At 40.5% G+C, this 24,602-nt stretch carries 22 protein-coding genes and 1 pseudogene; 13 read left to right on the top strand and 10 right to left on the bottom strand.

The window, feature by feature from the left end; genetic code table 11:
* Window positions 1-88: 88 nt before the first annotated feature.
* Window positions 89-1,900: a protein kinase domain-containing protein gene (locus EGC82_RS19380; protein ID WP_124732712.1), complete on the bottom strand. Its 1,812-nt coding sequence runs from the start codon at window positions 1,898-1,900 to the stop codon at window positions 89-91.
* Window positions 1,901-2,261: 361 nt separating this feature from the next.
* Here EGC82_RS19380 and EGC82_RS19375 point away from each other — a divergent pair, with 361 nt between their 5' ends.
* The 3 genes and pseudogenes from EGC82_RS19375 to EGC82_RS19360 all read left to right on the top strand — a co-directional run.
* Window positions 2,262-2,609 (top strand): hypothetical protein, encoded by a 348-nt coding sequence (locus EGC82_RS19375; RefSeq protein WP_124732205.1) that lies wholly within the window; start codon window positions 2,262-2,264, stop codon window positions 2,607-2,609.
* A 97-nt stretch (window positions 2,610-2,706) separates the two neighbouring features.
* Window positions 2,707-3,366, top strand: a complete 660-nt coding sequence (locus tag EGC82_RS19370) for a thiopurine S-methyltransferase (protein WP_124732204.1) — start codon at window positions 2,707-2,709, stop codon at window positions 3,364-3,366.
* Window positions 3,367-3,880: 514 nt separating this feature from the next.
* Window positions 3,881-4,453, top strand: a pseudogene (locus EGC82_RS19360) (radical SAM protein); the annotation flags it as partial.
* A gap of 97 nt (window positions 4,454-4,550) precedes the next feature.
* Here EGC82_RS19360 and EGC82_RS19355 read toward each other — a convergent pair.
* Both EGC82_RS19355 and EGC82_RS19350 read right to left on the bottom strand, forming a co-directional pair.
* The gene (locus tag EGC82_RS19355; protein WP_011638847.1) at window positions 4,551-4,745 is read right to left on the bottom strand and encodes a helix-turn-helix transcriptional regulator; all 195 of its coding nucleotides are present in this window, start codon (window positions 4,743-4,745) and stop codon (window positions 4,551-4,553) included.
* Window positions 4,742-5,158, bottom strand: a complete 417-nt coding sequence (locus tag EGC82_RS19350) for a hypothetical protein (RefSeq protein WP_124732203.1) — start codon at window positions 5,156-5,158, stop codon at window positions 4,742-4,744. The genes EGC82_RS19355 and EGC82_RS19350 overlap by 4 nt, the downstream gene beginning before the upstream one ends.
* A 592-nt stretch (window positions 5,159-5,750) precedes the next feature.
* On the opposite strand from EGC82_RS19350, the gene EGC82_RS19345 reads away from it, so the two are divergent.
* Window positions 5,751-6,725, top strand: coding sequence for a nucleoside hydrolase (locus EGC82_RS19345; protein ID WP_124732202.1), 975 nt, complete (start codon window positions 5,751-5,753; stop codon window positions 6,723-6,725).
* Window positions 6,726-6,996: 271 nt separating this feature from the next.
* Here the strand turns inward: EGC82_RS19345 and EGC82_RS19340 are convergent, their stop codons facing one another.
* On the bottom strand, window positions 6,997-7,830 hold the full coding sequence (locus EGC82_RS19340; protein WP_124732201.1) for a mechanosensitive ion channel family protein: 834 nt from the start codon (window positions 7,828-7,830) through the stop codon (window positions 6,997-6,999).
* Window positions 7,831-8,188: 358 nt separating this feature from the next.
* Between EGC82_RS19340 and EGC82_RS19335 the strand changes: the two genes are divergently transcribed.
* A complete protein-coding gene (locus EGC82_RS19335) occupies window positions 8,189-9,364 on the top strand; it encodes a type III PLP-dependent enzyme (RefSeq protein WP_124732200.1) in 1,176 nt (391 codons plus the stop codon).
* Between the two features lie 81 nt (window positions 9,365-9,445).
* On the opposite strand, the gene EGC82_RS19330 is transcribed toward EGC82_RS19335, so the two are convergent.
* The gene (locus EGC82_RS19330; protein WP_124732199.1) at window positions 9,446-9,667 is read right to left on the bottom strand and encodes an HP1242/YdcH family protein; all 222 of its coding nucleotides are present in this window, start codon (window positions 9,665-9,667) and stop codon (window positions 9,446-9,448) included.
* Window positions 9,668-10,130: 463 nt separating this feature from the next.
* On the opposite strand from EGC82_RS19330, the gene udp reads away from it, so the two are divergent.
* Window positions 10,131-10,889: a uridine phosphorylase gene (gene udp / locus EGC82_RS19325; RefSeq protein ID WP_011638840.1), complete on the top strand. Its 759-nt coding sequence runs from the start codon at window positions 10,131-10,133 to the stop codon at window positions 10,887-10,889.
* A gap of 130 nt (window positions 10,890-11,019) precedes the next feature.
* Here udp and EGC82_RS19320 read toward each other — a convergent pair whose 3' ends face one another.
* Window positions 11,020-11,772 carry an outer membrane protein OmpK gene (locus tag EGC82_RS19320; RefSeq protein WP_124732198.1) on the bottom strand — a complete coding sequence of 251 codons (753 nt, stop codon included), beginning with the start codon at window positions 11,770-11,772 and terminating at the stop codon, window positions 11,020-11,022.
* A 466-nt stretch (window positions 11,773-12,238) separates the two neighbouring features.
* Between EGC82_RS19320 and EGC82_RS19315 the strand changes: the two genes are divergently transcribed.
* From EGC82_RS19315 to EGC82_RS19305, 3 genes are all read left to right on the top strand, one after another.
* Window positions 12,239-12,700: an NfeD family protein gene (locus EGC82_RS19315; protein ID WP_124732197.1), complete on the top strand. Its 462-nt coding sequence runs from the start codon at window positions 12,239-12,241 to the stop codon at window positions 12,698-12,700.
* Between the two features lie 168 nt (window positions 12,701-12,868).
* A complete protein-coding gene (locus tag EGC82_RS19310) occupies window positions 12,869-13,798 on the top strand; it encodes an SPFH domain-containing protein (protein WP_124732196.1) in 930 nt (309 codons plus the stop codon).
* The gene (locus EGC82_RS19305) at window positions 13,798-14,736 is read left to right on the top strand and encodes an SPFH domain-containing protein (RefSeq protein ID WP_124732195.1); all 939 of its coding nucleotides are present in this window, start codon (window positions 13,798-13,800) and stop codon (window positions 14,734-14,736) included. The genes EGC82_RS19310 and EGC82_RS19305 overlap by 1 nt, the downstream gene beginning before the upstream one ends.
* 136 nt (window positions 14,737-14,872) lie before the next feature.
* On the opposite strand, the gene EGC82_RS19300 is transcribed toward EGC82_RS19305, so the two are convergent.
* A complete protein-coding gene (locus EGC82_RS19300) occupies window positions 14,873-15,751 on the bottom strand; it encodes a LysR family transcriptional regulator (RefSeq protein WP_124732194.1) in 879 nt (292 codons plus the stop codon).
* Window positions 15,752-16,163: 412 nt separating this feature from the next.
* Here EGC82_RS19300 and uvrD point away from each other — a divergent pair, with 412 nt between their 5' ends.
* From uvrD to EGC82_RS19280, 4 genes are all read left to right on the top strand, one after another.
* Window positions 16,164-18,353, top strand: a complete 2,190-nt coding sequence (gene uvrD / locus EGC82_RS19295) for a DNA helicase II (RefSeq protein ID WP_124732193.1) — start codon at window positions 16,164-16,166, stop codon at window positions 18,351-18,353.
* A 37-nt stretch (window positions 18,354-18,390) separates the two neighbouring features.
* Window positions 18,391-19,251, top strand: coding sequence for a 4-hydroxybenzoate octaprenyltransferase (gene ubiA / locus EGC82_RS19290; RefSeq protein ID WP_124732192.1), 861 nt, complete (start codon window positions 18,391-18,393; stop codon window positions 19,249-19,251).
* Window positions 19,252-19,283: 32 nt separating this feature from the next.
* Window positions 19,284-20,201: an alpha/beta hydrolase gene (locus EGC82_RS19285; RefSeq protein WP_124732191.1), complete on the top strand. Its 918-nt coding sequence runs from the start codon at window positions 19,284-19,286 to the stop codon at window positions 20,199-20,201.
* A gap of 168 nt (window positions 20,202-20,369) precedes the next feature.
* Window positions 20,370-21,389: a hypothetical protein gene (locus EGC82_RS19280; protein WP_124732190.1), complete on the top strand. Its 1,020-nt coding sequence runs from the start codon at window positions 20,370-20,372 to the stop codon at window positions 21,387-21,389.
* Window positions 21,390-21,482: 93 nt separating this feature from the next.
* Here EGC82_RS19280 and EGC82_RS19275 read toward each other — a convergent pair whose 3' ends face one another.
* The 3 genes from EGC82_RS19275 to ubiD form a co-directional block, all read right to left on the bottom strand.
* Window positions 21,483-22,061 carry a nucleoside triphosphate pyrophosphohydrolase family protein gene (locus EGC82_RS19275; protein ID WP_124732189.1) on the bottom strand — a complete coding sequence of 193 codons (579 nt, stop codon included), beginning with the start codon at window positions 22,059-22,061 and terminating at the stop codon, window positions 21,483-21,485.
* Between the two features lie 146 nt (window positions 22,062-22,207).
* The gene (gene fre, locus EGC82_RS19270; RefSeq protein WP_124732188.1) at window positions 22,208-22,906 is read right to left on the bottom strand and encodes an NAD(P)H-flavin reductase; all 699 of its coding nucleotides are present in this window, start codon (window positions 22,904-22,906) and stop codon (window positions 22,208-22,210) included.
* 80 nt (window positions 22,907-22,986) lie between these two features.
* Window positions 22,987-24,468: a 4-hydroxy-3-polyprenylbenzoate decarboxylase gene (gene ubiD, locus EGC82_RS19265; protein ID WP_124732187.1), complete on the bottom strand. Its 1,482-nt coding sequence runs from the start codon at window positions 24,466-24,468 to the stop codon at window positions 22,987-22,989.
* Window positions 24,469-24,602 lie beyond the last annotated feature (134 nt).

The following is a 24,602-nucleotide window of genomic DNA, read 5'->3' as shown; positions in this document are numbered from 1 at the left end:
GTATTACGTTGTGCTGAGGTGACAATGTGATGGGCTTATAAGATAGTGAAGCTGACTCTGACGATATCACTTCATTACTTATCACTCGTTATTCATGGCTGATGACTTTAGGGTTTCTAGGGTAGAAGTTATCTGCTTTACGGTCGATATGGCTAAATTGACGGGTATTTTTATAGGGCAGTTTCATAAAACCCGAAATTCCATGGCCTTGAATTTTATTTGCGTGAGCGATAATGCGATCTAAACAGGCGCGAAATGAAGCTTGTTTACGGGGATTGAGTAGACGTAAATAGCTGTGAATTTTTAAATGATTAGGCAATGCTTCAAAAATAATGCAACCGGTGTGATGAATTTGGTTTAACCAGCCAAGTTCAGTCATTATTTCTGCAGGCAATTCTAAGTTTTCTTCTGGATCTTTACCGTCTTCAAAATATGAGTGCAGCCGAGATTTATCTTCTAAAGTGGGCACATCGCCTACTTCAAAGGGCATTTGCAGTTCACCGGTAATTTTATATTGGTGTTCAGTACTTTTACGCTCAAGGTGTAAGGTATCTTTAGCATTAAAGAAACAAGCCTTAAACACCCCAATTCGTTTAATTCCTCGCGCCATGGTGACCATATTATTCACCGCGAGTATTAATGGTGCTTTACTGTCGGGATCGTAAATCGCTAAGTTGGAGTCAATAAACACCCCAGATTCTTGCCAATGTATCACCAGCCCACCAACAATCGGATACTGCGCTAGACGACCCACTGCGGCAATAAAGCCTTTTTCGGTATCGGCCATGCCCACCATAAAGTTACGATAATATTTGTCTAATTGCACATCATCCATTTTGGCAATAGGATCTTGAGTATTATGCTCTTTTAGAAATGATTTCCGTGAACTGTAACTCACGGTTTCAACTGTTTTTGAGCGCGGTTGAGCCCACACTGGAATGTCGGAAGCTAACGGCGGTGTAGATAATATGGGTAAATGCATTCTATGACTGTGGCGCAGGCTTTTGAGAAAATAATCACCGGCAAGGTTACGTCGTTCAACATCGTCGCTGAGCATTGCATCGAGTGTTTTTGCCAGTTCTATGGGTAATCCGATGCTGGTGGCCGGAATAACTTTTTTACCGAAACGGCTAATTTGTCCTGATGCGAGTGCATATAAGGTTGCAGCAGCACCTTGCTCGTCAAATCTTGGGGTTGATAAAGCACCACCCAGTTGTTCGTCACCAATAAAATATACATCACCCATGCGCGCATTAGTATGTTGTTGATCGTTTGATAGTAAGGACATCACATTGTCATCAACGGCGCGATTGTGTTCATCTCGTTGTGCAAATACCGCAGAGCCCCAATCGATTAACGATAACTTATCAGTTTCAATATCATAAACTAAGTTTGATGGTTTAATATCGCCATGTACTAAAGGTTTGCCTTTACGCAGGTAATATAAAATATTGGCCAATTGCCTAGCAATACTGACAACCATGACTGGTGGTAAGGCGCCTAATCGCTGGCAAATTTTATCAAGATCTTCGCCTTGGGCCCGCTCCATCACTAAAATCCCCTGCTTACCGACGCGTTCAAATTTAATCGCAGCTGGTATGTTAGGGTGTTTTACTTGGCTGAGCATGTAGGCTTCTTCTTCTAACCTATCTTGAACACTTTGGGGTAAATTAACCCTAGAAAATTTAAACACATGTGACTGGTTAAACTCATTTATCCCCGCAAATACAAAGCCGTAGGCTCCTTTACCAATAAACTCAATTTGCTGATAGCCAAGCTTGCTTAACTGTTGCTTACACAGGCGAACCCAAGCTTTATGCTTGCGGGCATCATTGGCGCTTAGCAGGTAAATAGACTGCTCTTCATTGATATAAAAGTGTTGCAGTTGCGGTGTTTGCAAAGGTAAGCCTCCGTTGGCGGTTAAGTTCATTAAACCTTGATTAACCTTACTGCGGCAAGTGCTTGTTATGTAAAACAGGCTATTTCATTTATATATCAGCACAGTCTAGTGGGAAAGTGACTGCAGTTCAGCTGAAAAGCATCATAATATTATTTAACCTGAACTCGGGACAAAGGGCTGTTTGAAAGGCGTTTATTATCCCGAGCTCAGGTTATTTATTTATCAATGGATTTCATTGACCAATAAGGGCTTCCTATCTAAAAAAATACGATATGTAAACCTTGACCTATATCAAATCAAAATGAATCAACACTCGGTACTATGGTGGTAGTAATTCATTAGTGTTTTTGTGAGAGGTTTTATGCAAAATATAAATAAAGCTGATTTAATTCAGTTGTTTAATTTCCCTCGCCAGCGGATTTTACAATCAATGGAAGTAACCCATTGTCCCCATGCGGTGTTTTTTAATCAAAGTGATGAGCAATGTATAACCTGCCATCAGGGGGAAGAGTGTTTGTGGATTAATCATAACGATGAAATGGTCGCGCTTGAGCTAAAGTCAATTGACCAATTGAAGCAACAATTATTAATCGCGGTTGATTACATCGACTCTAACTTAAGCCCACATCATATGTCGCGCAGAAAGTGTCAATGTGAAAACTGTCGTTGGTTACGACAAGTACAAATGACCCTAGACGGAAAAGCCTAGTCCGCATACTGCTAAATGATCGGTGGAAGTTGCATCCATTTTTTTTAGTCTTTAAAGTAGCTTGTATATCATTAGCAACTTGACTGAAGAATACATTATGGAACCCAGCTTTTGGCATGAAAAATGGCAATTACAACAAATCGGTTTTCATCAATACCAAGTGAATCCGTTTTTAGTAAAATATTGGTCGCATATTGGCTTAACTGAAAATACGCAAGTGTTTGTTCCTCTATGTGGTAAATCGTTGGATATGTTTTATTTGGCCGAGCAGCGTCATGCGGTGCTGGGGTGTGAACTCAATATTTTAGCAGTGGAACAATTTTTTACTGATAATGATCTTAGTTATCAAGTGTCTAATATCGATGACCACGCGGTATTCTCTACCGATCAAGTGACCCTATATCAAGGTGATATTTTTACTTTACCTCCAAGTACAACAGTCTCTATTGGTGGCTTCTACGATCGTGCGGCGTTAATTGCGTGGCCAGAAGAAATGCGCCAACAATATGTTAAAGCACTCGCTGCGCTTATACCGGCGAATGTCAGTGGCTTATTAATCACCCTAGATTATCCACAAGAAACCCTAAAAGGGCCACCTTTTGCTGTGAGCCCAAGTTGGGTTGAAAGCTATTTAACGCCATATTTTGATGTTGAATTATTGGAGTGCGTTGATGTACTGGCTGACAATCAGAGGTTTATGAATAAACACGTGCCTTGGCTTAATGAAGCCGTTTATAAGTTAACTCGAAAATCATAAATAGACGCTAAAACCTACCATAACATTGGTAGGTTTTTTTATAGCGCGAAATCATTTTTTAAGGCGTTAGCGAGATTCGCTAAGGGTAATTAAGGGCTTTAAATCGGCGTAAATCGCTGCAATATCATCTTGCTGACTAGGGCCTGTTGATCTTTGCTGGTTGAATTTTGTTCGAGTTAAAAACGTTTTAATCGAGGCGAATGGATTGATGCCTAGTCATCTAAGCAAAATGCATTCAACAAAGAGTAAAACGTTTTTAGCCGAACCCTTCGGGCAGCGTTTGTTGGCCATTTTTACTGTGTTATCGACTTTTTATGTAGAATAACTACACCTCAAAGTCTCTGCCTTGTACAAATGGCCAACAATTCGCTGCAAAAATAACCTTGAAAGATCAACAGGCCCTAATGACTGCCACTGGCCCTTTAAGCATATGACGAACGAACAATAATCGATAACCATAACGATGCAAGTCATACAGTGCCAGTTTTTGATCTGCTGTGGGTATTAATTTAACCGTGTTTTTTTAGCCGATGCTGATGCAATGACGTTACCGTTTAATCGTTTAATCGTTTAAAAGCGATTTGTGAATTGATTAATACTCATCTGCCTCATGTCATTCGGGTTAGCAGTTATTGCTTACTACGTAACCTTAGCAATAAAACGGTTGAGCAATTAGCACAATTACGACAAATGGGTTTATCTATTTTGTGTATTGGCTGTAAAAGTGGTGATGATTTTAATGGGATTAGATGGTGTACAGTTATCTCGTCAACATGCCATAACCTCTGCTGAATTAATGAATGCGGCTCAGTCCGATTATTTATCCACACTGGTGGTAAGATTACCGCTGGGAACAGAGTGAATGGATAATGTTTTTGATGGTAAGTTTGTATTACCCGACCAAAGCGGTTTATTGACAGAAATGGACACGCTATTGAGCTATCTTGAGTTGGATAAAACTATTTTTGGTTCAGATCACGCTTCGAACTATTTAGTGCTTAAAGGTATTTTAGACAAAGATAAGTCTGCATTAATCACTCAAATTGAGCAGGCATTACACGGAATGATCCCGTTGCGACAAGAATGACAACGGGGTTTGTAGCGGCATTTACAATGATACTAACCAGTTCATTGAATGGGTTAATTAACTAGCCTGTATTTTCTGCTTAGTGACAGGCTTAGCTTTATTGCTCGTCTTCAAAGATACTTTCAATCGGTAACTTGAATAAACGTGCCGCTTTAAAGGCCAATGGCAAACTCGGATCAAACTTACCGGTTTCGATCGCGTTGACGGTTTGCCGGGACACATCAAGTAAGTCTGCTAGTTGTGCTTGGGTCAAGTCTTGTTCTGCCCTGAGCACTTTTAGGCGATTTTTCATTGATACTTCCTATGGCCTAGAATAATACCGACTAAATAGGTTAGCCCCATAATGATCACCAAATGAGAAATTTCAGCGTGACCTGCTATTAAGTTTGTCGAGTCTAAATTTGAGTAGCTCAAGCCAACAATTAGCCCCACCCCCAGACTGAGGCCCATCGCATTTAATTGAATCTTTTGCTGCAATTCATCTAAGCCTAGTAGTTGGCGTCTATTGGCTAAAATCATCCCAATACCCATCATGAAATTAGTGCCTATGGCCATTATGGTGATTAAATCTTGTTGCCAAATAAATTGTGGTCCAAAGTTAGCGACGGCCATACTTAACACCCACGCTAGGGTCCATGTAGCTAAACGAGTTGTATTATGTTTGTTGGTATTTTTCCAGTCTTTATTGTGTGTTAGTGGCAACATTATCAACATTCCTTTGGTCGTGCTTAGTTGTCATTATGTCAACTAAGCTTGACTTTAAGCTATAGCAATATATTCGTGGCTGTCAAGTAAGCTTTACTTTTTGATGTGTTGTAAATTAACCTCAACTCGGATTAAGAGGTTACATTAATGACTGAGTCAAAAGTGCACTGCATTGCAGCTAAAAACTAACTTATTGAGCCAGATTAAGTTAATGAATGTATTGATGGCAAAACTAAGCTGTTGAGTGGATTTACTCATCTACGCCTGAAATGAATATCTGTAGGCGTTTAGTAAAGTGATGTTATCGCTGATGCATTTGTCATAGTTAGTTGCACACGTGTAAGTGAACCATTATGTTCATTTACAGATAAAAGTTTGACGAGCAATCACACTTCTTCATGCACTATTTTTGTATAGTGCCAAGAGCTTTAATGACTCTCAGGACCCTATAACAGTTCGTTTGTCGCAGTCGTTAATCATCTTCGAATATCTTGTTGGTATGCATTGAAAGGTCTGTGAGTCTCATCGCAGGATATTTAGTAAAACCTTATAGTGTATCGATTCACTTAATAAAAGTAGGACAGTGATCCCCATGAAAACTAAAATAATATTAGACACAGATCCCGGTATTGATGATGTATTTGCTATTCTGTTTGCCGAAGCACACCCCGATATTGAACTTAAGGCAATTACGACTATTTATGGCAATGTGACCATTGAAAATGCGACCCGTAACGCGCTTTATTTAAAACAAAAATTTCAGTTGCAAGCCGATATTGTCACTGGTGCGAGTCAGCCTATCGTGCGTCCTCCAGTTGGTCCTACTGTCGTTGTTCACGGTGAAGGTGGTTTTGGTGACGTTATCGTCCCAGCTGAAGTAGAGGGTCAAGCCGATCCGCGGCCTGCGTATCAATACATCATTGACGCTGTAAAGGCTGAACCAGGTGAAATTACCTTAGTGGCTATCGGTCCGTTAACTAACCTTGCATTAGCACTGCAGGCTGACCCTACAATTGTTGATTTAGTTAAACAAGTGGTCATTATGGGCGGTGCCTTTGGTGAGAATAATCATTACGGTAATGTAACCCCATTTGCCGAAGCGAATGTTCATGATGATCCTCATGCTGCCGATATGGTGTTGACTGCCTCATGGCCGGTGGTGGTGATAGGGTTAGATGTGACTGAGCAAAGCTTTTTTACCCGCGAGTATCTTGATCAATTGTGTGATGATGCTGGCGAAGTCGGCCAGTTTATTTGGAATGTAAGCCGTTTCTACTTGAGATTTTATAGTGAGAAAGTGGGCCTAGAGGCTTGTCATGTACATGACCCATCGGCGATTGCCTATGTCATTAATCCACAGCTTTTTACCCTTAGAGAAGGTCCAATACGGGTTGTAACCGATGGTGTTGCTGAAGGGATGACTATTCAGAAATTTGATAGCCGTGTGTATTTGCATGATGAATGGATGGATAAAACACCACAAAAGGTAGGTGTCGCTGTGAAAAATACCGAGTTATTGGAGCTTTATCGCAGCAGTATTATCGATTATGCTGCCCGTTTGAAATAATTTAATTAGCGGTGTAAAGTCAAAGCGCAGTCACTCAAATTTAGAGAATAACTGCGCTTTTGTATAGCCCTTTTGTGGTGGTGTCATTTGTGTGAAGCAACGAGTTAGGTGTGGAGTATTATGCGCTGATTACCCTGTTAGCCAGCGTGATGATGATCTAAATCGTTAGTGCTCTGAATATTCACTATCTCAACTCCAGGGCTCTAAATGTTAATGCTGTAAATGCTAATCTTTTAAATCTAAATATTAATATTTAGATTTAATTCGAGTACTAGCGCTGTAAATGAATTTCTTTAACTGGGCAAGGTATCTGTATTTTTGCTTGGTTCAGTGCTTTGATAATGGCTAAATTAGTGTGGTACTTTTCTTCGAAATAGCGTGTTGTTGGTACCCAATAACGCACGCCGACTTCAATGCCGATGGCATTAAATCCATTGATACCCACTAACGGTTTCTTATCCTGATAAATAGCAGGGGCAGCAGCAAGTACATCATTAATTAATTGGATAACATGATCGGCATCCGCTTGATAATCGATGTTAAATTTATTCTCAACCAACTTATAAGCGAATGAATTATGTAAAATCTCGCCGACAATATGTTTGTTCGGGATGCTGATCTGCTCGCCTTCTTCATTGATCAAAATGGTTTGCCCCAATTTAATGGTGTCGACTACACCGCTGACATCTTTAATTTCAATGGTGTTTCCTACTATAAAAGGACGAGTGACAATAATGGTAATACCAGCAGCATAATTAGCCAGCATGCCTTGCAATGCCAAGCCGGCACCGAGAGAGGCTGCGCCGATTGCCGCGACCATAGGTGTGACGCTAATTCCCAATTTACCCAAACAGATTATCGTAACCATCACAATAATGATGATTCTGACTAGATTGGAGGCAAAGTTACTTAGGGTGATATCAATGTTATGCTTTTGGAGCTGAACGGCGACAACATTAGCTGTTTTGCTTGCTAGCCAAAGTCCTAATAAAAAAATAATAATTGCCCCAGCAATTTGAAAGCTGTACTCAATAACAAACTCAGTAATGACGCTATAAACATTTTGCAGTTGTTGTAGCTCTTGATCTAAACTGGGTTCGTTCATTTTATGTTCCTTATTGAAGCGTATTATGTTGTTATCGACTTGGATGATAACAATTTTTCACTCTCAAGGCTAAATCATAGCCCACAGTAAATTGCCATTTTGGTGAAAATATTTTCATCAACTTATTGTGCATTTTCCTCGCTAATGTCTATACTTTCTAGGCGCAGAAACGAATCAATAAGGCGGGTTATTCAGTGAGTGATATGAAGCGTGTTATTGATATTTAATAAAGAATAAAAAATTATACTTTTTGCATAAAAACTCGTTGCGTATTGATTAAAAATATCGTTTACTGCGCATGTTTTTACAAATCCGTAATGACACTCTTATTGCCCAACTAACAGGAGGCACTGGCCTAATGAGCCAATTTCAATCGATTGATGTTGCAGATTATTATGACAAGGACACGTTTGACCGCATTAAGGCATTTGCTAAAGATAAGCCAACGCCATTTGTCGTTATTGACACCCAAATCGTTGCGAAACAATACGATGATATGGTTAACAATTTTCCTTTCGCAAATATTTATTATGCAGTTAAGGCAAATCCGGCCAAAGAGATTTTAACCTTGTTGCGAGATAAAGGTTCGAACTTTGATATCGCATCTATTTACGAGCTTGAAATGGTCACGTCGATAGGCGTTTCTACAGACCGTGTTAGCTACGGTAACACCATTAAGAAACGCGTTGATGTTCGATCTTTCTTTGAGCAGGGCGTACGTATGTTCGCTTCAGATTCTGAAGCCGATTTACGCATGATTGCTGAAGAAGCCCCAGGTTCAAAAGTGTACTTGCGTATTTTAACCGAAGGTACACATACCGCTGACTGGCCTTTGTCACGTAAGTTTGGTTGCCAAAATGAAATGGCATACGACTTATTAGTCTTGGCAAAAGAGCTAGGCTTACAACCACATGGTATTTCTTTCCATGTAGGTTCACAGCAGCGTGATATCGGTGCGTGGGATTCTGCAATTGGTAAAGTGAAAAGCATCTACGACCGTTTGAAAGAAGAACACGGTATCGTGCTGAAGATGATCAATCTAGGTGGCGGTTTTCCTGCCAACTATATGGATAAAACGAATGAACTAGGGGTTTATGCGCAACAGATTAAGCATTTCCTAGAAGAAGATTTTGGTGATGAAATGCCTGAAATTATTCTAGAACCTGGTCGTTCATTACTTTCAAATGCTGGTGTACTAGTATCAGAAGTGGTATTGATTTCACGTAAGTCACACACCGCTTTAGAGCGCTGGGTATTTACTGATGTGGGTAAATTCTCTGGTTTAATTGAAACCATGGATGAAGCGATTAAATTCCCTATTTACACTGACCGCAGAGGTGAGCTCGATAAGTGTGTTATTGCTGGCCCAACGTGTGACAGTGCTGATATTATGTATGAGCATTACAGTTATGGTTTACCGGTTGATCTTGCTATTGGTGATCGTATGTATTGGCTAACAGCCGGTGCTTATACCACCACATACTCAGCAGTATGCTTTAACGGTTTTCCACCACTTAAAGATTATTACCTTTAATTGACGGTTTAGTTTTACGCTGTAATTATTTACAAACTCAAAGGACGCGCAAGCGTCCTTTCTTTTTATATTAGCCTAACATTAGGTGTCTTGTTGATGGCTTTTTAAAATCTCAAATATTTGCTCTTTAAGATGTAATCTATTGGTTTTCATTAGCTTTAACTCAGGCGTTGTATCACTGCTACTGTGTTTTTCAAGCTCAGTAATTTGCTCATCGAGTTGATTATGGTCATTAAATTTTTTTATAAAGTGATTATCAGTTGTTTTAAGTTTAGTAATCAAATCTCGGTACTCTGGAAACATAAGTTACTCCTTGTAAGTTAGCTAGAGGATATAGACCTCATATAGAACAGATTATCGCATTATTTCAATTTGCATTTACGTCATGCCACTGCTGTAGGAGTACGTCCTACTTCTGCGTCACTTCATCTTGAAAAAATGAGAGGTATTGAATCGAAAACTTGTTACCTTTATGCTCTGTGCTTAGGCTTACCTTCAGCCTAGAACCATTTTTATGAGGTTAACTTGATGTTAATCACATTAATGATTGTTGGGTAAGATAAATTATTTGTTGTTTTTATCGACCTTAAACTATGCTAAAGCCTATATATTTGGCGGGATTTGGACATATATTAGTAATAATTTAACGAAAGAATATTAACTATTATGAATTTATATGTGATCAAGTTAACCTTATCCCCCTAAAGACTAGGTTAAAGTCTGGGTTATAAGAATTTAATATTCAAAACTGAAAGGGGTTTTCACAATGTCCGATGTATTTCACTTAGGATTAACTAAAAAAATGTTAGATGGCGCTACCTTAGCAATCGTTCCTGGTGATCCAGAGCGTGTTAAGCGTATTGCTGAGCTAATGGACAACGCAACGTTCTTAGCGAGCCATCGTGAATATACCAGCTATTTAGCTTATATCGATGGTAAGGCTGTCGTTGTTTGTTCAACGGGTATCGGTGGACCATCAACATCTATCGCAGTTGAAGAATTAGCACAATTAGGTGTGAGAACTTTCTTACGCGTTGGCACCACAGGCGCAATTCAGCCGCACGTAAACGTGGGTGATGTGATTGTGACTCAAGCTTCTGTACGTTTAGATGGCGCAAGCTTACACTTTGCACCGCTTGAGTTCCCAGCAGCAGCAGACTTTGAATGTACTACTGCTATGGTTGCAGCATGTCGTGACGCTGGTCTAGAGCCACACATTGGTATTACTGCATCTTCTGACACCTTTTATCCAGGTCAAGAGCGTTACGATACTGTTTCTGGTCGCATTACTCAGCGTTATGTTGGCTCTATGAAAGAGTGGCAGTCAATGGGTGTGCTGAACTACGAAATGGAATCAGCGACGCTATTTACAATGTGTGCAACTCAAGGTTGGCGCGCAGCGTGTGTTGCGGGTGTTATTGTAAACCGCACACAGCAAGAGATCCCTGATGAAGCAACAATGAAGAAAACTGAAGTCAGTGCTGTTTCTATTGTTGTTGCAGCAGCGAAAAAATTGCTAGCGTAAGTTAACGCTTTTAACCACGGTGTTATAACCAGCTATTGTGTTAAAACAGCTAGCGTTAAAAAAATAACAAACGAAAAAAGGTGCCTAGGCACCTTTTTTGTTCGTTATTTTTAATCAATTGTCGTGCTGATTAGAAATGATACTGCGCAATGATTGAGTAAGTATTTTGGTCGATACCAGCAACCCCATATTTACTCTGCCAGTAATCATATTCAAAACCGACTAACAGCTTGTTTTGCTTGTGGTCGCCAAACAATGTTTTACCCAGGTCGTATTTTATTTGTGGATTAATATGTAGGTTTTCGTCATAGCCATTATTGTCTGCAGAAAATACCCAATCAATAAAACCATCAATAATGATATTGGCATTACCGATAGGCATGTCGATTCTAAACACCGGAGTGAACTGCCAACCATCGCTGATGTTACCACTGCTTATTGCATCACGACTGTAAGTATTTAGTTGTAAGTAGCTAAAAAAAGGCACATCAAAGTCTAAGCCGATACCATAAAGCATGCTGTTAACTGGGCCTTCACCTTCTTCGTAAGTTAATGCTAAAGAGACATCTTTTATCGCGCCAAAGCTAACAGGTTGGCCGAGTATTTTACTCGCACTAAAACGAGGCGAAATCTCACCATAAGTTGTGCTATCGACACCGTTATTGTGACCATTAAAATGAATAAAATCTTGAAACACAAACCAATCGCCATACTTCCAACCACCAGCCGTTTCTAGGGTGATGGTCGTTTGTCTTTCTGATGGTGCTAAGTCATAGTTTTCGCCGTGCAAGACAGTTGCATTAACATCCCACCATTGAATTAAATCATCAGCAAAAACATTCTGTGATAGAACAAGGGTGGCTAAAAGGCAGATATTTTTCATTTTTCTTCCGGTTAGTTAAATGGCCAGATAGGTCAATTTGGGCAGATTAAGGTTAAATTTTCGTTCAGACGATCGTAAGGCTGTGAACCATTATTCCCGACCGTGCACAATGGGGCGCAATATATTCAATATTTTGATAGAGCACAATTAAAACAGCTGAGAATGTAAAGATTTCAGTGTTTTCATCGTTGATATAATCATGGAGTGAGTAATAACCTGTCAATGTGTTGTTACGCTTAGTCACCAATAGTTTGTACTGTTATGTTATATCAAGCGTATAAATCGTTATCATGAAGAAGGTATCACTCAGTATGCTTGCTTCGTTAGACGCAGTTAAATGATTGCAATGGTGAGTCAATGAATTGCTTATCATCACTGTTAATGGTTTAGTTTGACATAATATGTCGCAATGCCAAATAAAGCTGTTATAGTGAATCTAATGGCATTCTCATTTATGGGGGAGAATATGGAGCTTTCAAATCCGATTGCAGTCTGGCTAGTGCTTGGGCTGTTATTGATGCTCTCGGAAATTATCATTCCGGGCGGTATTGTTATCTTATTAGGTGCTGCTTGCGTTATCGTCGCATCGGCATTAGCTGTTGGTGTTATTGATGGTTTAGTGCAAAGCCTAACATTATGGTTTATGGCCTCAATGGTATTATTACTGAGCTTTCGTCATGTGACTCAACGTTTGGTTGGGGGAGATTCTCATGTGGATAATACCGATGAAGAAATTGATTTGTACAATCAAGTTGCTATCGTAAAGCAAGCTATCGGACCTGGTCAAAAGACCGGTCGTATTAGTTGTTTAGGTTCGAATTGGACCGCTTTAGGTGATGGCACCTTGATAAAAAAAGGCACTAAAGTAAGAATTATTTGTCGGGATAATATTGCTTTTGTTGTTGAACCTATTATTGATTCGGTATAACTGTTACTAAATTGATGTTATTTATTAGGCTGGTTTTAGTTTGTTAAGTCGGTTTTAGTTATACAGATTTTAGTTCGTTATACCCGTCTTAGATTATTAAATTAATAATGTTGTACCGTAAATGCCGTTAAGTGTTATCTAGGAAAGTCAGATTAAAAGGGAGTAGATATGTTTGTGTTAACAATCGTTTTTTTATTTATAATGTTTATTTTATTCAAATTAATGTTAATTGTGCCAATGCGTGAAGTGCATGTGATTGAGCGTTTGGGTAAGTTTCGTACAGTGCTCCAGCCAGGGTTTCATTTTCTTGTCCCTTTTGTTGATCGCGTTGCTTATCGACACGACACTCGTGAAGAAGTGCTTGATGTGCCACCGCAAAGTTGTATTTCAAAAGATAACACCCAATTAGAAGTTGACGGTTTAGTCTACCTTAAAGTGATGGACGGCAAGCTTGCCAGTTATGGTATTGAAAATTATCGCCGTGCCGCAGTTAATTTAGCCCAAACAACGATGCGTTCTGAAATTGGTAAGCTGACCTTGTCGCAAACGTTTTCTGAGCGTGACAGTTTAAATGAATCTATTGTGCGCGAAATTGATAAAGCCTCCGATCCTTGGGGAATCAAAGTGTTACGTTATGAAATTAAGAACATTTCACCATCAAATAATGTTATCCATACCCTTGAAAAACAAATGGAAGCTGAACGTCGAAAGCGTGCTGAAATCACTTTAGCCAATGCAGAAAAAGCAGCAATGATCAATATGTCACAAGGCGAACGTCAAGAAGCGATTAATTTATCTGAAGGTCAAAAACAAAAGCGTATTAATGAGGCGTTAGGAACAGGACAAGAAATTTCTATTGTTGCCAGTGCAAAAGCCGAAGGCATGGAAATGATCTGTAAAGCCTTAACGGTGAATGGCGGTAATGATGCAATGAACATGTTGCTTAAAGAGCAGTTTATTGGCCAAGTGGGCAAAATTCTATCTGAAGCTCAAGTATCTGTTGTGCCAGCAGAAATGGCCAAGTTAGAAGGCTTTTTTGAAGGTATGGAGCAGGTAACTCATGCCGTATCAAACTCACCCGCAAAAGGAGCTCGCTAATGATCATTAATGGAATTGATACTGACTTTATTGTGATGGCTATTTGGGGGGTTATTTTTGCTATTTTTGTGCTTAAATTATTCCAATCTATTTGCCTTGTACCAACAAAGTCGGCTTATATAGTTGAGCGATTAGGTAAATATCACAATACCTTAGATGCTGGTTTTCATGCATTGATCCCTTTTGTTGATAAAGTGGCTTACATCCATGACTTAAAAGAAGAAACCATTGATGTACCGCCGCAAGAGTGTTTCTCTAGTGATGAAGTGAATGTGGAAGTCGATGGGGTAATTTATATTTCGGTTACCGACCCCGTTAAGGCCAGTTATGGTATTACTGATTACCGTTATGCTGCCATTCAGCTAGCGCAAACCACGACTCGTTCTGTTATAGGAACCTTAGATTTAGATCGCACTTTTGAAGAACGTGATTTAATTTCGGCCAAAGTGGTTGAGGTGCTTGATGAGGCGGGATCAATGTGGGGGATTAGGGTACATCGTTATGAGATTAAAAATATAACCCCACCAGAAACCGTTAAAAATGCTATGGAAATGCAGGTGAATGCCGAGCGTGAACGCCGGGCATTATTGGCTAAAAGTGAAGGTGATAAGCAAAGTAAAATTAATCGTTCAGAAGGTGTAATGGCTGAAACCATTAACCGCTCTGAAGGTGAAATGCAGCGCCGTATCAATGAAGCGGAAGGTAAAGCGCAAGAAATTCTGACGTTAGCTAAAGCGACATCAGAATCAATTGAACGATTAGCGGTAGTTATTTCATCTGAAGGTGGCCAAAGTGCCTTGCGGATGCAGCTTGGTGAGCAATACATGAGACAGTTAGATGGTTTAAGTAAACCCGATAGCCGTATTGTGTTACCGGGTAATTTAGTTAATTTTGAATACTGGATGGACAGTATCGGCCTGAAAGATGATAAGAAATAATTAATCTCAATGCGGATTAATCATTATTGTGATGTGTTGGTCACAGGGTAGTGAGAATTAACAAAAAAGGTTAGCGATTTCGCTAACCTTTTTTTATGGCTAACTACAGCCGCATATTGGCAATAGGTGCAACCGATTAATTGGCTACCATCTCTTGAAGCAAATGTTCGCAAAATACCTTTGCCACAGATGATTGAGGACTCTTAGTGGAATAGGCCAGGCTGATATCTGCAAAACCGATGCTGTGTTGCGGTAAAATATTGATCAATTGCCCTTGATCAACTGCCTCATGAGCAATAACGTGAGGTAATAAAGCGATACCTGCACCCGCTAAACAGAAATGATAGAGCGAGTTAAAATCACTACAGATAACTTTGTAATGGGTTGGTACATTTGCGTGCTGAAAATGCCAGGTCTGCTCGAGTTGGCCATGAGCATCTCTAAAGCCTAATAACGAATGGTATTGTAAGTCATCGGTATTTTCGATCAGTGACGATTTCTCTAAATAACTGGGACTAGCATAAATTTTACGTTCAAAAGTCGTTAATTTATGTACGGCAAGGTTGGCGCCATTAACTTCACCAGCATCAATAATGAGATCGAGCCCTAAGCGATTGAGTTCTTTACTGCCATCCGAGACGATTAACACCTCTAATTGGACTTGAGGATAGGCATGGATGAAATGAGCTATATATTTATCCATAAGCTTGTCAACAAAAGGCAGCAAACCTATGCGTAACTTACCTTGAACTTCATCATGACGATGTTTGAATACATAACCAGCATGATTCAGTTGACTCACTAAAGGTTCTATTTGAGCAAGATATTGGCGACCCGCAGTGGTTAATACCATGACTCTTGTCGTACGGGTAAATAACGGTGCCCCGAGCTGTTTTTCTATTTCACCTATTCGGCGACTCACTAATGCTCTGCGAGTATCAAAAGATTTTGCAGCTTTAGAAAAACTACCTAATTTTGCAACAGCAATGAATAGCTCTAAATCTTTGATATTCAATATGACAACCTATACAGCTAATGCTGTGGGTAATAAATACATTTCAAATGGGCTTTGAGTATTAATGGCATTGAACAACTTGCTCATAAATAGATCTGTTTACTGGCCTTACGCGCTTAGCTTTATTGAGTAACGAATTTGAATGGTTAAGTGTCGGTGATATCTCTTACCTAATATTAAAGTTAATTAAGCCCTTTATTTTGTATAGTAATTTTCGCTTGTGCCTTTGTCAATTTCGGCTTAATTATCGCAGTTATAACATCATAATAAGTGATTTTAGTACCTTTGTATTATCTTAGTGGGTTGATTCTCTTTTTCGTCCTGGAATGGATGGGCATAAAATAGCTAAAGTATTGCACGCCATTATCACGCTATTTAAGATATAATGTCTCGCAGATTTCTGGGAGGAAGAATGGACGTATCATCATTATTAGACGGCCTAAACGATAAGCAGCGTGAGGCAGTCGGCGCGCCACTTTCAAATATGTTGGTGTTAGCGGGTGCCGGCAGTGGTAAAACCCGTGTATTAACTCATCGTATTGCGTGGTTAATGCAAGTTGAACAACAAAGTCCATATTCTATTTTGGCAGTTACTTTCACCAATAAAGCCGCAGCAGAAATGCGCGAGCGGGTGGAAAAAGTCGTGGGCACTAACATGGGGCGGATGTGGATAGGCACTTTCCACGGTTTAGCTCATCGCTTATTACGTACCCACTATCAAGATGCCAATTTACCGCAAAGCTTCCAGATTATCGATTCTGACGATCAGTTGCGTTTGTTAAAACGTATTCTTAAAAGCCTTAACCTAGATGAGAAACAGTATCCTCCTCGTCAAGCTCAGGGTTATATCAACGGTAAAAAAGACCAAGGCTTACGCCCTAAGCATATTGATGCGGGCAGTTTCCCGATTGAGCAAAACTTACTCAATATTTACAAAATTTACCAAGAGTCTTGCGATCGTGCAGGGTTGGTCGATTTTGCTGAAATTCTCTTACGTGCACATGAGTTATGGTTAAATAAACCGCATTTACTGGCGCATTATCAAGAGCGTTTTCGTCATATTTTAGTCGATGAGTTTCAAGATACTAACGCAATTCAATATGCTTGGATCCGTGTGTTAGCCGGCAAGACAGCTAATGTGATGATTGTGGGCGATGACGACCAATCAATTTATGGTTGGCGTGGCGCGCAAATTGAAAACCTCCATCGTTTCTTAAAAGACTTTGATGGTGCTAAGACCATTCGTTTAGAGCAGAATTACCGTTCAACGGCGAATATTTTGAATGCCTCTAATGCTGTGATTTCTAATAACCCAGATCGCTTGGGCAAAGAATTATGGACTGAAGACAAAGATGGCGAACCTATCTCTGTCTATTGCGCCTTTAATGAGACGGACGAGGCCAAGTTTATTGTGGGTCGCATTAGCGATTGGCAAGAAAAAGGCGGTAGTTTGAGCGAGTGCGCGATTTTATATCGTTCAAATGCGCAATCGCGAGTATTAGAAGAAGCCTTTTTACACAAAGGGTTGGCGTACCGTATTTACGGTGGTTTGCGCTTCTTTGAACGTCAAGAAATTAAAGATGCTATGGGTTATATGCGTCTTATCAATAACAAAGACGACGATGCCGCCTTTGAGCGAGTGGTCAACACTCCCGCTCGTGGTATTGGTGATCGGACTTTAGACATTGTCCGCACCACGGCCAGACAGCATCAGCTAACGTTATGGCAAGCTTGTGTGCATTTAATTGAAGAAAAAGTACTTGCTGGACGTGCGGCAAATGCCATTAATGGCTTTATGGAGCTAATTATCTCAATGCGCACAGATACGGCAGATATGTTGCTGTATCGGATGGCTGATAGTGTGATTGACCGTTCAGGTTTACGCACCATGTACGAGGCCGAGAAAGGCGAGAAAGCCCAAGCGCGAATTGAAAACTTAAATGAGTTAGTCACTGCTGCGCGCAGTTTCGAAATGCCAGAAGAGCTTGAAGATATGGGCGAGCTTAATGCCTTTTTGTCTCATGCAGCATTAGAAGCAGGCGAGGGACAGGCTGATGCCTTTACTGATGCAGTGCAATTGATGACGTTGCATTCAGCCAAAGGGCTTGAGTTCCCAATGGTATTTATGGCTGGCGTTGAGGAAGGACTATTCCCAAGCAAGATGGCATTGGATGAAGGCGATCGTTTAGATGAAGAGCGCCGTTTGTGTTATGTCGGTATGACCCGTGCAATGCAAAAACTGTATATCAGTTATGCTGAATCTCGTCGTATTTATGGTCGTGAAGATTATGCTAGCCCATCACGTTTTATTAACGAAATCCCTGAAAAATTCGTTGAGCAAATTCGTATACGTGCTCAAGTTACTCCATCGGTTAGCAAGCGTTTTCCTGCTCGTGCAGCGGCGGTTGTGGTGACCAAGAAACCTCATGGCTTTAATGACACGGGCCATAAAGTGGGTTCTAAAGTGAAACACTTTAAGTTTGGTGAAGGGGTTGTGACTAGCTTTGAAGGTTCTGGAGAAAAAGGCCGTGTGCAAGTTAATTTTGTCGATTTTGGCAGTAAATGGCTGTTAGTGTCGTTAGCAAAGTTAGAGCGTTGTTAATCTACTTCGCATGCTAAATCATGGAGAGATGGCACCAATGTCATTGCAAGACAAGCTGCGTGCTTATGCACGATTAATGCGCATTGATAGACCTATTGGCACTTTACTGTTGCTATGGCCGTGTTTAATGGCACTGGTGTTAGCGGCTCAAGGGTTGCCGGATATTAAGGTGCTGCTGATTTTTATTGTTGGCGTGGTGATTATGCGCGCCAATGGCTGCATTATTAATGACTTTGCCGATCGTAAACTAGATGCTCATGTAGAGCGTACGAGTATGCGACCGTTGGTGTCGGGGGAAGTGTCTGTTAAAGAGGCTCTTATCCTATTTACTCTCTTAGGTTTGGCTGCATTTAGCTTAGTATTATGGCTCAACCCACTGGTGGTACAGCTATCTGTTGTTGGGATTGTGTTGACTGTGATGTACCCGTTTATGAAGCGGGTGACCAACATGCCACAAATGTTTTTGGGCATTGTGTGGAGTTGGTCAATTCCGATGGCCTATGCAGCCCAGCTGGGTGAAGTCCCTGCAGAAGCTTGGTGGCTATTTATGGCAAATTGGTGTTGGACGGTGGCGTACGACACTATGTATGCCATAGTCGATCGTGACGATGATTTAAAAGTAGGTATTAAATCAACGGCTATCTTATTTGGTCGCTTTGATCGGCAAATCATCGGTTTATTTCAACTAGCTGCGCTCGGGTGTTTTATCATGGCCGGACTGGTTGCTGAGCGTGGGGTTATTTATGGCTTAGGCATTATCAGCTTCATTGGTTTTGCCGTTTATCAGCAACAATTAATTTACCGCCATGAACGTGCTCCCTGTTTTAAGGCATTTTTAAATAATAACTGGGCAGGGATGATATTGTTTATCGCGCTTGCACTTGATTATATGATTTAACGTTTGTCGGTTATAAAATCAGGCTGGGATGGATGAAGCAAACTTATTGGTTAATCGGTTTGATGATAAGTTGCTGGTCGTCCCTAGCTTGTGCGTTAGCGAATAATGATGTTGTACAACCTCGTTCACCTATCCACAAGGTTGATGTGTATTCAACCGCGACAACCGTCACTATTCCCCGTACCCATCAATTTATACTTAAAGATGGCGATCGTCGTTATCCTGTGTTGATAAAGCTACCTAAAAATTATCAACAGAACAGCGTGCATCAATATCCTGTTATTTACATGACCGATGGTTTGTATAGTTTACAAGTGGTGTCTGGCGCGACTCGATTCCCAATGAATAGCAATATGATGCAGCAAGCTATTTTGGTGGCAATCAATTATCAAAAACCAAGTAAAGGCCCTACGAGCCGAATTCGAGATTATACTCCAAGTCATGATCCTAGCTGGAAATTACTAACGGGTGAGGCTAAACGGCATGTTAGCTTTATCAGCGATGTTGTGATGCCCTTTGTTGAAGCGAATTTTCGGGTTGATAAGCAGCACGACACCTTTATGGGTAATTCGTTAGGTGGCTTATTGGGTGCCTATATTCTTTTAGAACGACCAAGACTATTTGATTATTATGTGTTGGGTAGCCCATCTCTGTGGTTCGATAATAAGCAATTGTTGCAGCAGTTTACTCGGCGTTTTAGTCAAACATCTGCAATATCAGCGAAAGTCTTTGTTGGTATTGGTGAATTAGAAAAGCCGCCTTATACTCATGAGAATCACCATATGGTGGCGGATGCTCAGGCTTTTTATCAAATACTTCAATCTCATCCCTCGGCACAATCTGGCGATTTAACACTTAAGCTGCTGGTGATCCCTGAGGCCGATCATTCGATGGCTTTCCCTACAACCGCAATTCATGGTCTATCTTGGTTATTTAAACGCGTTGAGTAACATTTAAATTATTTAAGGTAACCGTTCTGTTTAATCAGTCATTTCCAGTAACAATTTTTTATTAATCTATCTCCACCAAAGTGTTTATTGTTGATATGTTAACAACTTGCTTTATTTCTTAACGTCCCCATATGTATAAAATATGACGAATCACAAGGATGAGTATCAATGAGAGCGACGGTTAAGTATCGGTTAATCTTTTTAGTGTTAATGCTGTGTTGTTTTGCCTTAGGAGTTCAGTTAACCCCAGAGTCATTAATGAGCGATGCTGATAAGTTGTCGCTAAGTATTATTTCAGCGCTTTATTTTGTGTTATTGCCACTGTGTTATTGGTATTGCATCATTAAAATAGGCGGCCAGAAGTTATGGAAAATGTTAGTTATTTTAAGTTTAAGCAGCTTAGTGGCTCGATTAAGTTTTCCTGCAGAAATTGCCCATTATTTTGAATTTATTGCGTGGATACGTTACCCGATTATCGCTGTGTTATTAGTGATTCAACTGTACTTAATTGTCAGCGTCGCTCGTGGATTGTTGAAGGTGAGAAAACTTAAAGGTGATCCTAGAGTGGGTGCCGTTGAGACTTATCGAGATGGTGATGATAAAAGCTTAACACTCGCGCTTATTATGGCTAGTGAAGCCACTAACTGGTTTTATTCTATCCCATGGTTCTCACGTAATCACCCACCCGCAATTGCCAATATCAATCTTGTTAGCGCGACACGCTGGCATGTCTGGTTAATGCTTATTGGTTATATTAGTGCGTCGAGTCTGAGTTACGTATTACTGGCATCATGGAGTGAGTGGGTGGCGATTATTGTCTCGAGCATTATTGCCTATACCTTGATGTCTATGGTGGCTAATCATCGACTAGCGCGTTATTACTCTTTGTATTTAATCAGAGATAACTTAGTGATCAATAATTCATTGTGGGGATTTATGGTCATCAACATTGCGGATATTGCCAGTGTTGATATTCAAGAATCAACTGAATTAAATAAAGATGAGCTAGAAACCATTATTATTGGTCGTGGGCTGAGTAATATCACTATTACCCTAAGCCGTCCGGTTATTTATCATGGTGGTATGGGCCAGCTACCTGAACCAATGAAAAAGGTGCATTTGAGTGTGGATGAGCCGCAACGATTCATTAAGGCGTTGAACAAAAGCAACATTTCGGTGGCCGCATAACTGAAAAAAGTCATAAAAAATGCGCTAATGAAAGCGCATTTTTTATGAGTAAACCAGTACGACTAAGTGAAAATCCTGTAGCTGATTTACCGATTAATCTCGTACTAATGTGGTTAAGTCTGCCGGGCGATAGTAAACCGACTTTAACACTTTGCCTTGGCGTACCACTTTACCTGCCATATCAACATCTTTAGCGCACTTGGCAATAATAAACTCACCTTTAGTGCTACCGACTATTTCAACACCTTGTTTAGCGTAAAAGGCGATGGTTTCGTCTAACTCTTGCTGGTTGCGGCATACTTTGCTCATATTACTTGAGTGCACCTCATCCCAGCATTGGATAAAGTCTATTTGACGGTTTTTAGCCACGTTTAGCATTAAATCGATAAGGTAGCTGATCTCAATACGATCGCTTACCTGAGAGGCTCCTAAGTGTACTAAGCGGCCCATTAGCACGTAAACTGAGTCAACAATGGCATCAGCTTGTTCCATGCGCGAGTCGGCTTCTGCAAGCTCAGTCATTTCTTCAATAATTAATGATGTATGTAGAGTGTCTGCTTTATCGTCTAGGCTAGCACTATCATTAACAGGTAGGTCAAAGGTGTTGCGAAACTCAAAAATGTCGCGGTATAAATGATCGTAAATGGGTTGGGTTAATTGACTGAGTTTCATTGGATGACCTTAATAATAAATGTGGACTAATGTTAAAGAAATGAGTTTTAGAATACAAAACTATCTTGCAATAAAGATGGGTATTAACATGAGCGAAATAAAAAACCGGCAAATTTGCCGGTTTAAATAATGGTTAATCAGAACGCCTATTTGATAAAAGCAAATGCATCGCCATATAAGTGGGCTTCTTCAACCCCAAGCTCACGAAATAGTTCTCGTGCTGCGCCAACCATGTCAAAACGGCCGGCAATGTAAATGTCGTAGCCATTTAAGCTGACAAAGTCCTGCTTAATTTGCTCAAGTAAATTAGCTTGTTTGCCTTGCCATGTGCTGTCTGCCAGTTCAACTACCGGAATAAACTCTAACCATGAATGGTCAGCATGCCATTGACGAGCAATATCTTGATAGTACATTGCTTCTTCGTTACGACAACCCCAATACAATTTAGTATTAATGGTTTCACCGTTAGCAATCTGTGCCTCAACGATACTTTTTATGTATGAGAAACCGGTGCCGCCAGCAATTAAGATGCGCGGTCTGTGGCTCTCACTACGTAAAAAAGCTTCGCCAGCAGGGGCTTCAATATCAATATGACTTGCAGTTTGTAACCGTTCAACCACTTGCATGGGATAACTTTCACTAACGGCAGCACCAATATGCAACTCAATTAAGGCAGCATTAGGGGCAGAAGCTATAGAAAAAGGACGTTTGTCTTTTTCACCCATGACTACAGATAAGTATTGGCCAGCCTTAAAATCAAAGGCTGTTTCAGGTTTAAGGAACACTTGATATACAGCGTCATTAAACGGGGTGACTTTTTCAATCTGACAACGAATGGTTTTCATCTAACGTCCTTTAAACCCTTTTATAATTTTTTATCAATGAGTTAATTATAGCTATTTATGCCCTAATCGGATCACTGTGGTTACAATGTTGGTACATCTTCAATACCGAGATCATCCCAAATTTGGTCAATTCTCTGTTTTGTCTTGTCATCCATCACAATGGGAGTACCCCACTCTCGAGTCGTTTCGCCTGGCCATTTGTTGGTGGCATCTAAGCCCATTTTCGATCCTAAACCAGCAACAGGAGATGCAAAGTCAAGGTAATCGATAGGAGTATTATCTACCATCATGGTATCGCGAGTGGGATCCATTCTTGTGGTAATGGCCCAAATAACATCTTGCCAATCGCGGCAGTTGACATCTTCATCAACAACCACAATAAATTTAGTGTACATAAATTGGCGAAGGAATGACCAAGCGCCCATCATTACACGCTTAGCATGCCCTGGATATTGTTTACGGATTGAAATGATTGCCATGCGGTAAGAGCAACCTTCAGGGGGCAAATAAAAATCAATAATTTCTGGGTATTGCTTACGTAAAATAGGTACAAATACTTCATTTAACGCCACCCCTAACATTGCTGGTTCATCGGGTGGACGGCCAGTGTAGGTACTATGATAAATAGCATCTTTACGGTGAGTAATATGGGTAACGGTAAATACTGGAAAGGAATCAGTTTCGTTATAATAACCGGTGTGATCGCCGTATGGGCCTTCTTCTGCGGTTTCATCAGGGTCGATATAACCTTCAAGAATAATTTCGCTGGTGGCAGGTACTTCAAGATCGCAGCTAATGGCTTTGCATACTTCAGTACGTTCGCCGCGCAGTAAACCTGCAAAAGCATATTCACTCATGGAATCTGGCACTGGGGTCACGGCACCCAAAATGGTCACAGGATCGCTACCTAATGCCACCACAACAGGATAACGTTCACCTGGATGGAGCTGTTTAAAGTCTTTAAAGTCTAAGGCGCCGCCGCGGTGATCTAACCAGCGCATGATCAGTTTATTTTTACTCAATAACTGTTGGCGATAAATACCTAAATTTTGTCTTTTTTGACGCGGTCCTTTGGTGATGGTGAGTCCCCAAGTAACTAATGGGGCCACATCTCCTGGCCAGCAATGTTGAATGGGTAATGCAGTTAAGTCGACTTCATCACCGGTTTTAACCACTTGCTGACAAGGCGGATTACGGACTGTTTTTGGCGGCATATTTAATGCCTGCTTATACATAGGAATTTTCGCGATGGCATCTTTAAAGCCACTTGGTGGCTCGGGCTCTTTTAAGAATGCTAATAATTCTCCAACTTCGCGCAAAGCCAGAGGGTCATTTTTACCTAATGCCATTGCCACGCGCTTAGGCGTGCCAAATAAGTTAACCAATACTGGCATGGTGTGATTAGTAGGATTTTCAAATAACAGTGCGGGGCCACCCGATCGTAAAACACGGTCGGCGATCTCCGTCATTTCTAAATGAGGGTCAACAGGATAGCTAATGCGCTTTAACTCACCATTTGCTTCCAAATGATCGATGAAGCTGCGTAAATCTTTAAAACTCATGTTTACCGCCTGTAAATCAAATCCAATATGGCGCGCACTATAGCATTTTTCTAATATAGGGTTAACCCATTTGATAGACCTATATTACTGATATCGACTTTAACGAGACTTAGCGTAAAATGGTTGCAGTAAAC

The sequence above is a fragment of the Shewanella livingstonensis genome (assembly GCF_003855395.1).
GTDB classification, from domain to species: Bacteria; Pseudomonadota; Gammaproteobacteria; order Enterobacterales; family Shewanellaceae; genus Shewanella; species Shewanella livingstonensis.
This window is presented reverse-complemented; position numbering and strand designations above follow the sequence as displayed.

Excerpts from the sequence above, each read along its gene's own strand:
- EGC82_RS19375 (WP_124732205.1), top strand. The coding sequence starts at position 2,262 with ATGCAAAATATAAATAAAGCTGATTTAATTCAGTTGTTTAATTTCCCT.
- EGC82_RS19370 (WP_124732204.1), top strand. The coding sequence starts at position 2,707 with ATGGAACCCAGCTTTTGGCATGAAAAATGGCAATTACAACAAATCGGT.
- EGC82_RS19355 (WP_011638847.1), bottom strand. The coding sequence starts at position 4,745 with ATGAAAAATCGCCTAAAAGTGCTCAGGGCAGAACAAGACTTGACCCAA.
- EGC82_RS19350 (WP_124732203.1), bottom strand. The coding sequence starts at position 5,158 with ATGTTGCCACTAACACACAATAAAGACTGGAAAAATACCAACAAACAT.
- EGC82_RS19345 (WP_124732202.1), top strand. The coding sequence starts at position 5,751 with ATGAAAACTAAAATAATATTAGACACAGATCCCGGTATTGATGATGTA.
- EGC82_RS19340 (WP_124732201.1), bottom strand. The coding sequence starts at position 7,830 with ATGAACGAACCCAGTTTAGATCAAGAGCTACAACAACTGCAAAATGTT.
- EGC82_RS19335 (WP_124732200.1), top strand. The coding sequence starts at position 8,189 with ATGAGCCAATTTCAATCGATTGATGTTGCAGATTATTATGACAAGGAC.
- EGC82_RS19330 (WP_124732199.1), bottom strand. The coding sequence starts at position 9,667 with ATGTTTCCAGAGTACCGAGATTTGATTACTAAACTTAAAACAACTGAT.
- udp (WP_011638840.1), top strand. The coding sequence starts at position 10,131 with ATGTCCGATGTATTTCACTTAGGATTAACTAAAAAAATGTTAGATGGC.
- EGC82_RS19320 (WP_124732198.1), bottom strand. The coding sequence starts at position 11,772 with ATGAAAAATATCTGCCTTTTAGCCACCCTTGTTCTATCACAGAATGTT.
- EGC82_RS19315 (WP_124732197.1), top strand. The coding sequence starts at position 12,239 with ATGGAGCTTTCAAATCCGATTGCAGTCTGGCTAGTGCTTGGGCTGTTA.
- EGC82_RS19310 (WP_124732196.1), top strand. The coding sequence starts at position 12,869 with ATGTTTGTGTTAACAATCGTTTTTTTATTTATAATGTTTATTTTATTC.
- EGC82_RS19305 (WP_124732195.1), top strand. The coding sequence starts at position 13,798 with ATGATCATTAATGGAATTGATACTGACTTTATTGTGATGGCTATTTGG.
- uvrD (WP_124732193.1), top strand. The coding sequence starts at position 16,164 with ATGGACGTATCATCATTATTAGACGGCCTAAACGATAAGCAGCGTGAG.
- ubiA (WP_124732192.1), top strand. The coding sequence starts at position 18,391 with ATGTCATTGCAAGACAAGCTGCGTGCTTATGCACGATTAATGCGCATT.
- EGC82_RS19285 (WP_124732191.1), top strand. The coding sequence starts at position 19,284 with ATGAAGCAAACTTATTGGTTAATCGGTTTGATGATAAGTTGCTGGTCG.
- EGC82_RS19280 (WP_124732190.1), top strand. The coding sequence starts at position 20,370 with ATGAGAGCGACGGTTAAGTATCGGTTAATCTTTTTAGTGTTAATGCTG.
- EGC82_RS19275 (WP_124732189.1), bottom strand. The coding sequence starts at position 22,061 with ATGAAACTCAGTCAATTAACCCAACCCATTTACGATCATTTATACCGC.
- fre (WP_124732188.1), bottom strand. The coding sequence starts at position 22,906 with ATGAAAACCATTCGTTGTCAGATTGAAAAAGTCACCCCGTTTAATGAC.
- ubiD (WP_124732187.1), bottom strand. The coding sequence starts at position 24,468 with ATGAGTTTTAAAGATTTACGCAGCTTCATCGATCATTTGGAAGCAAAT.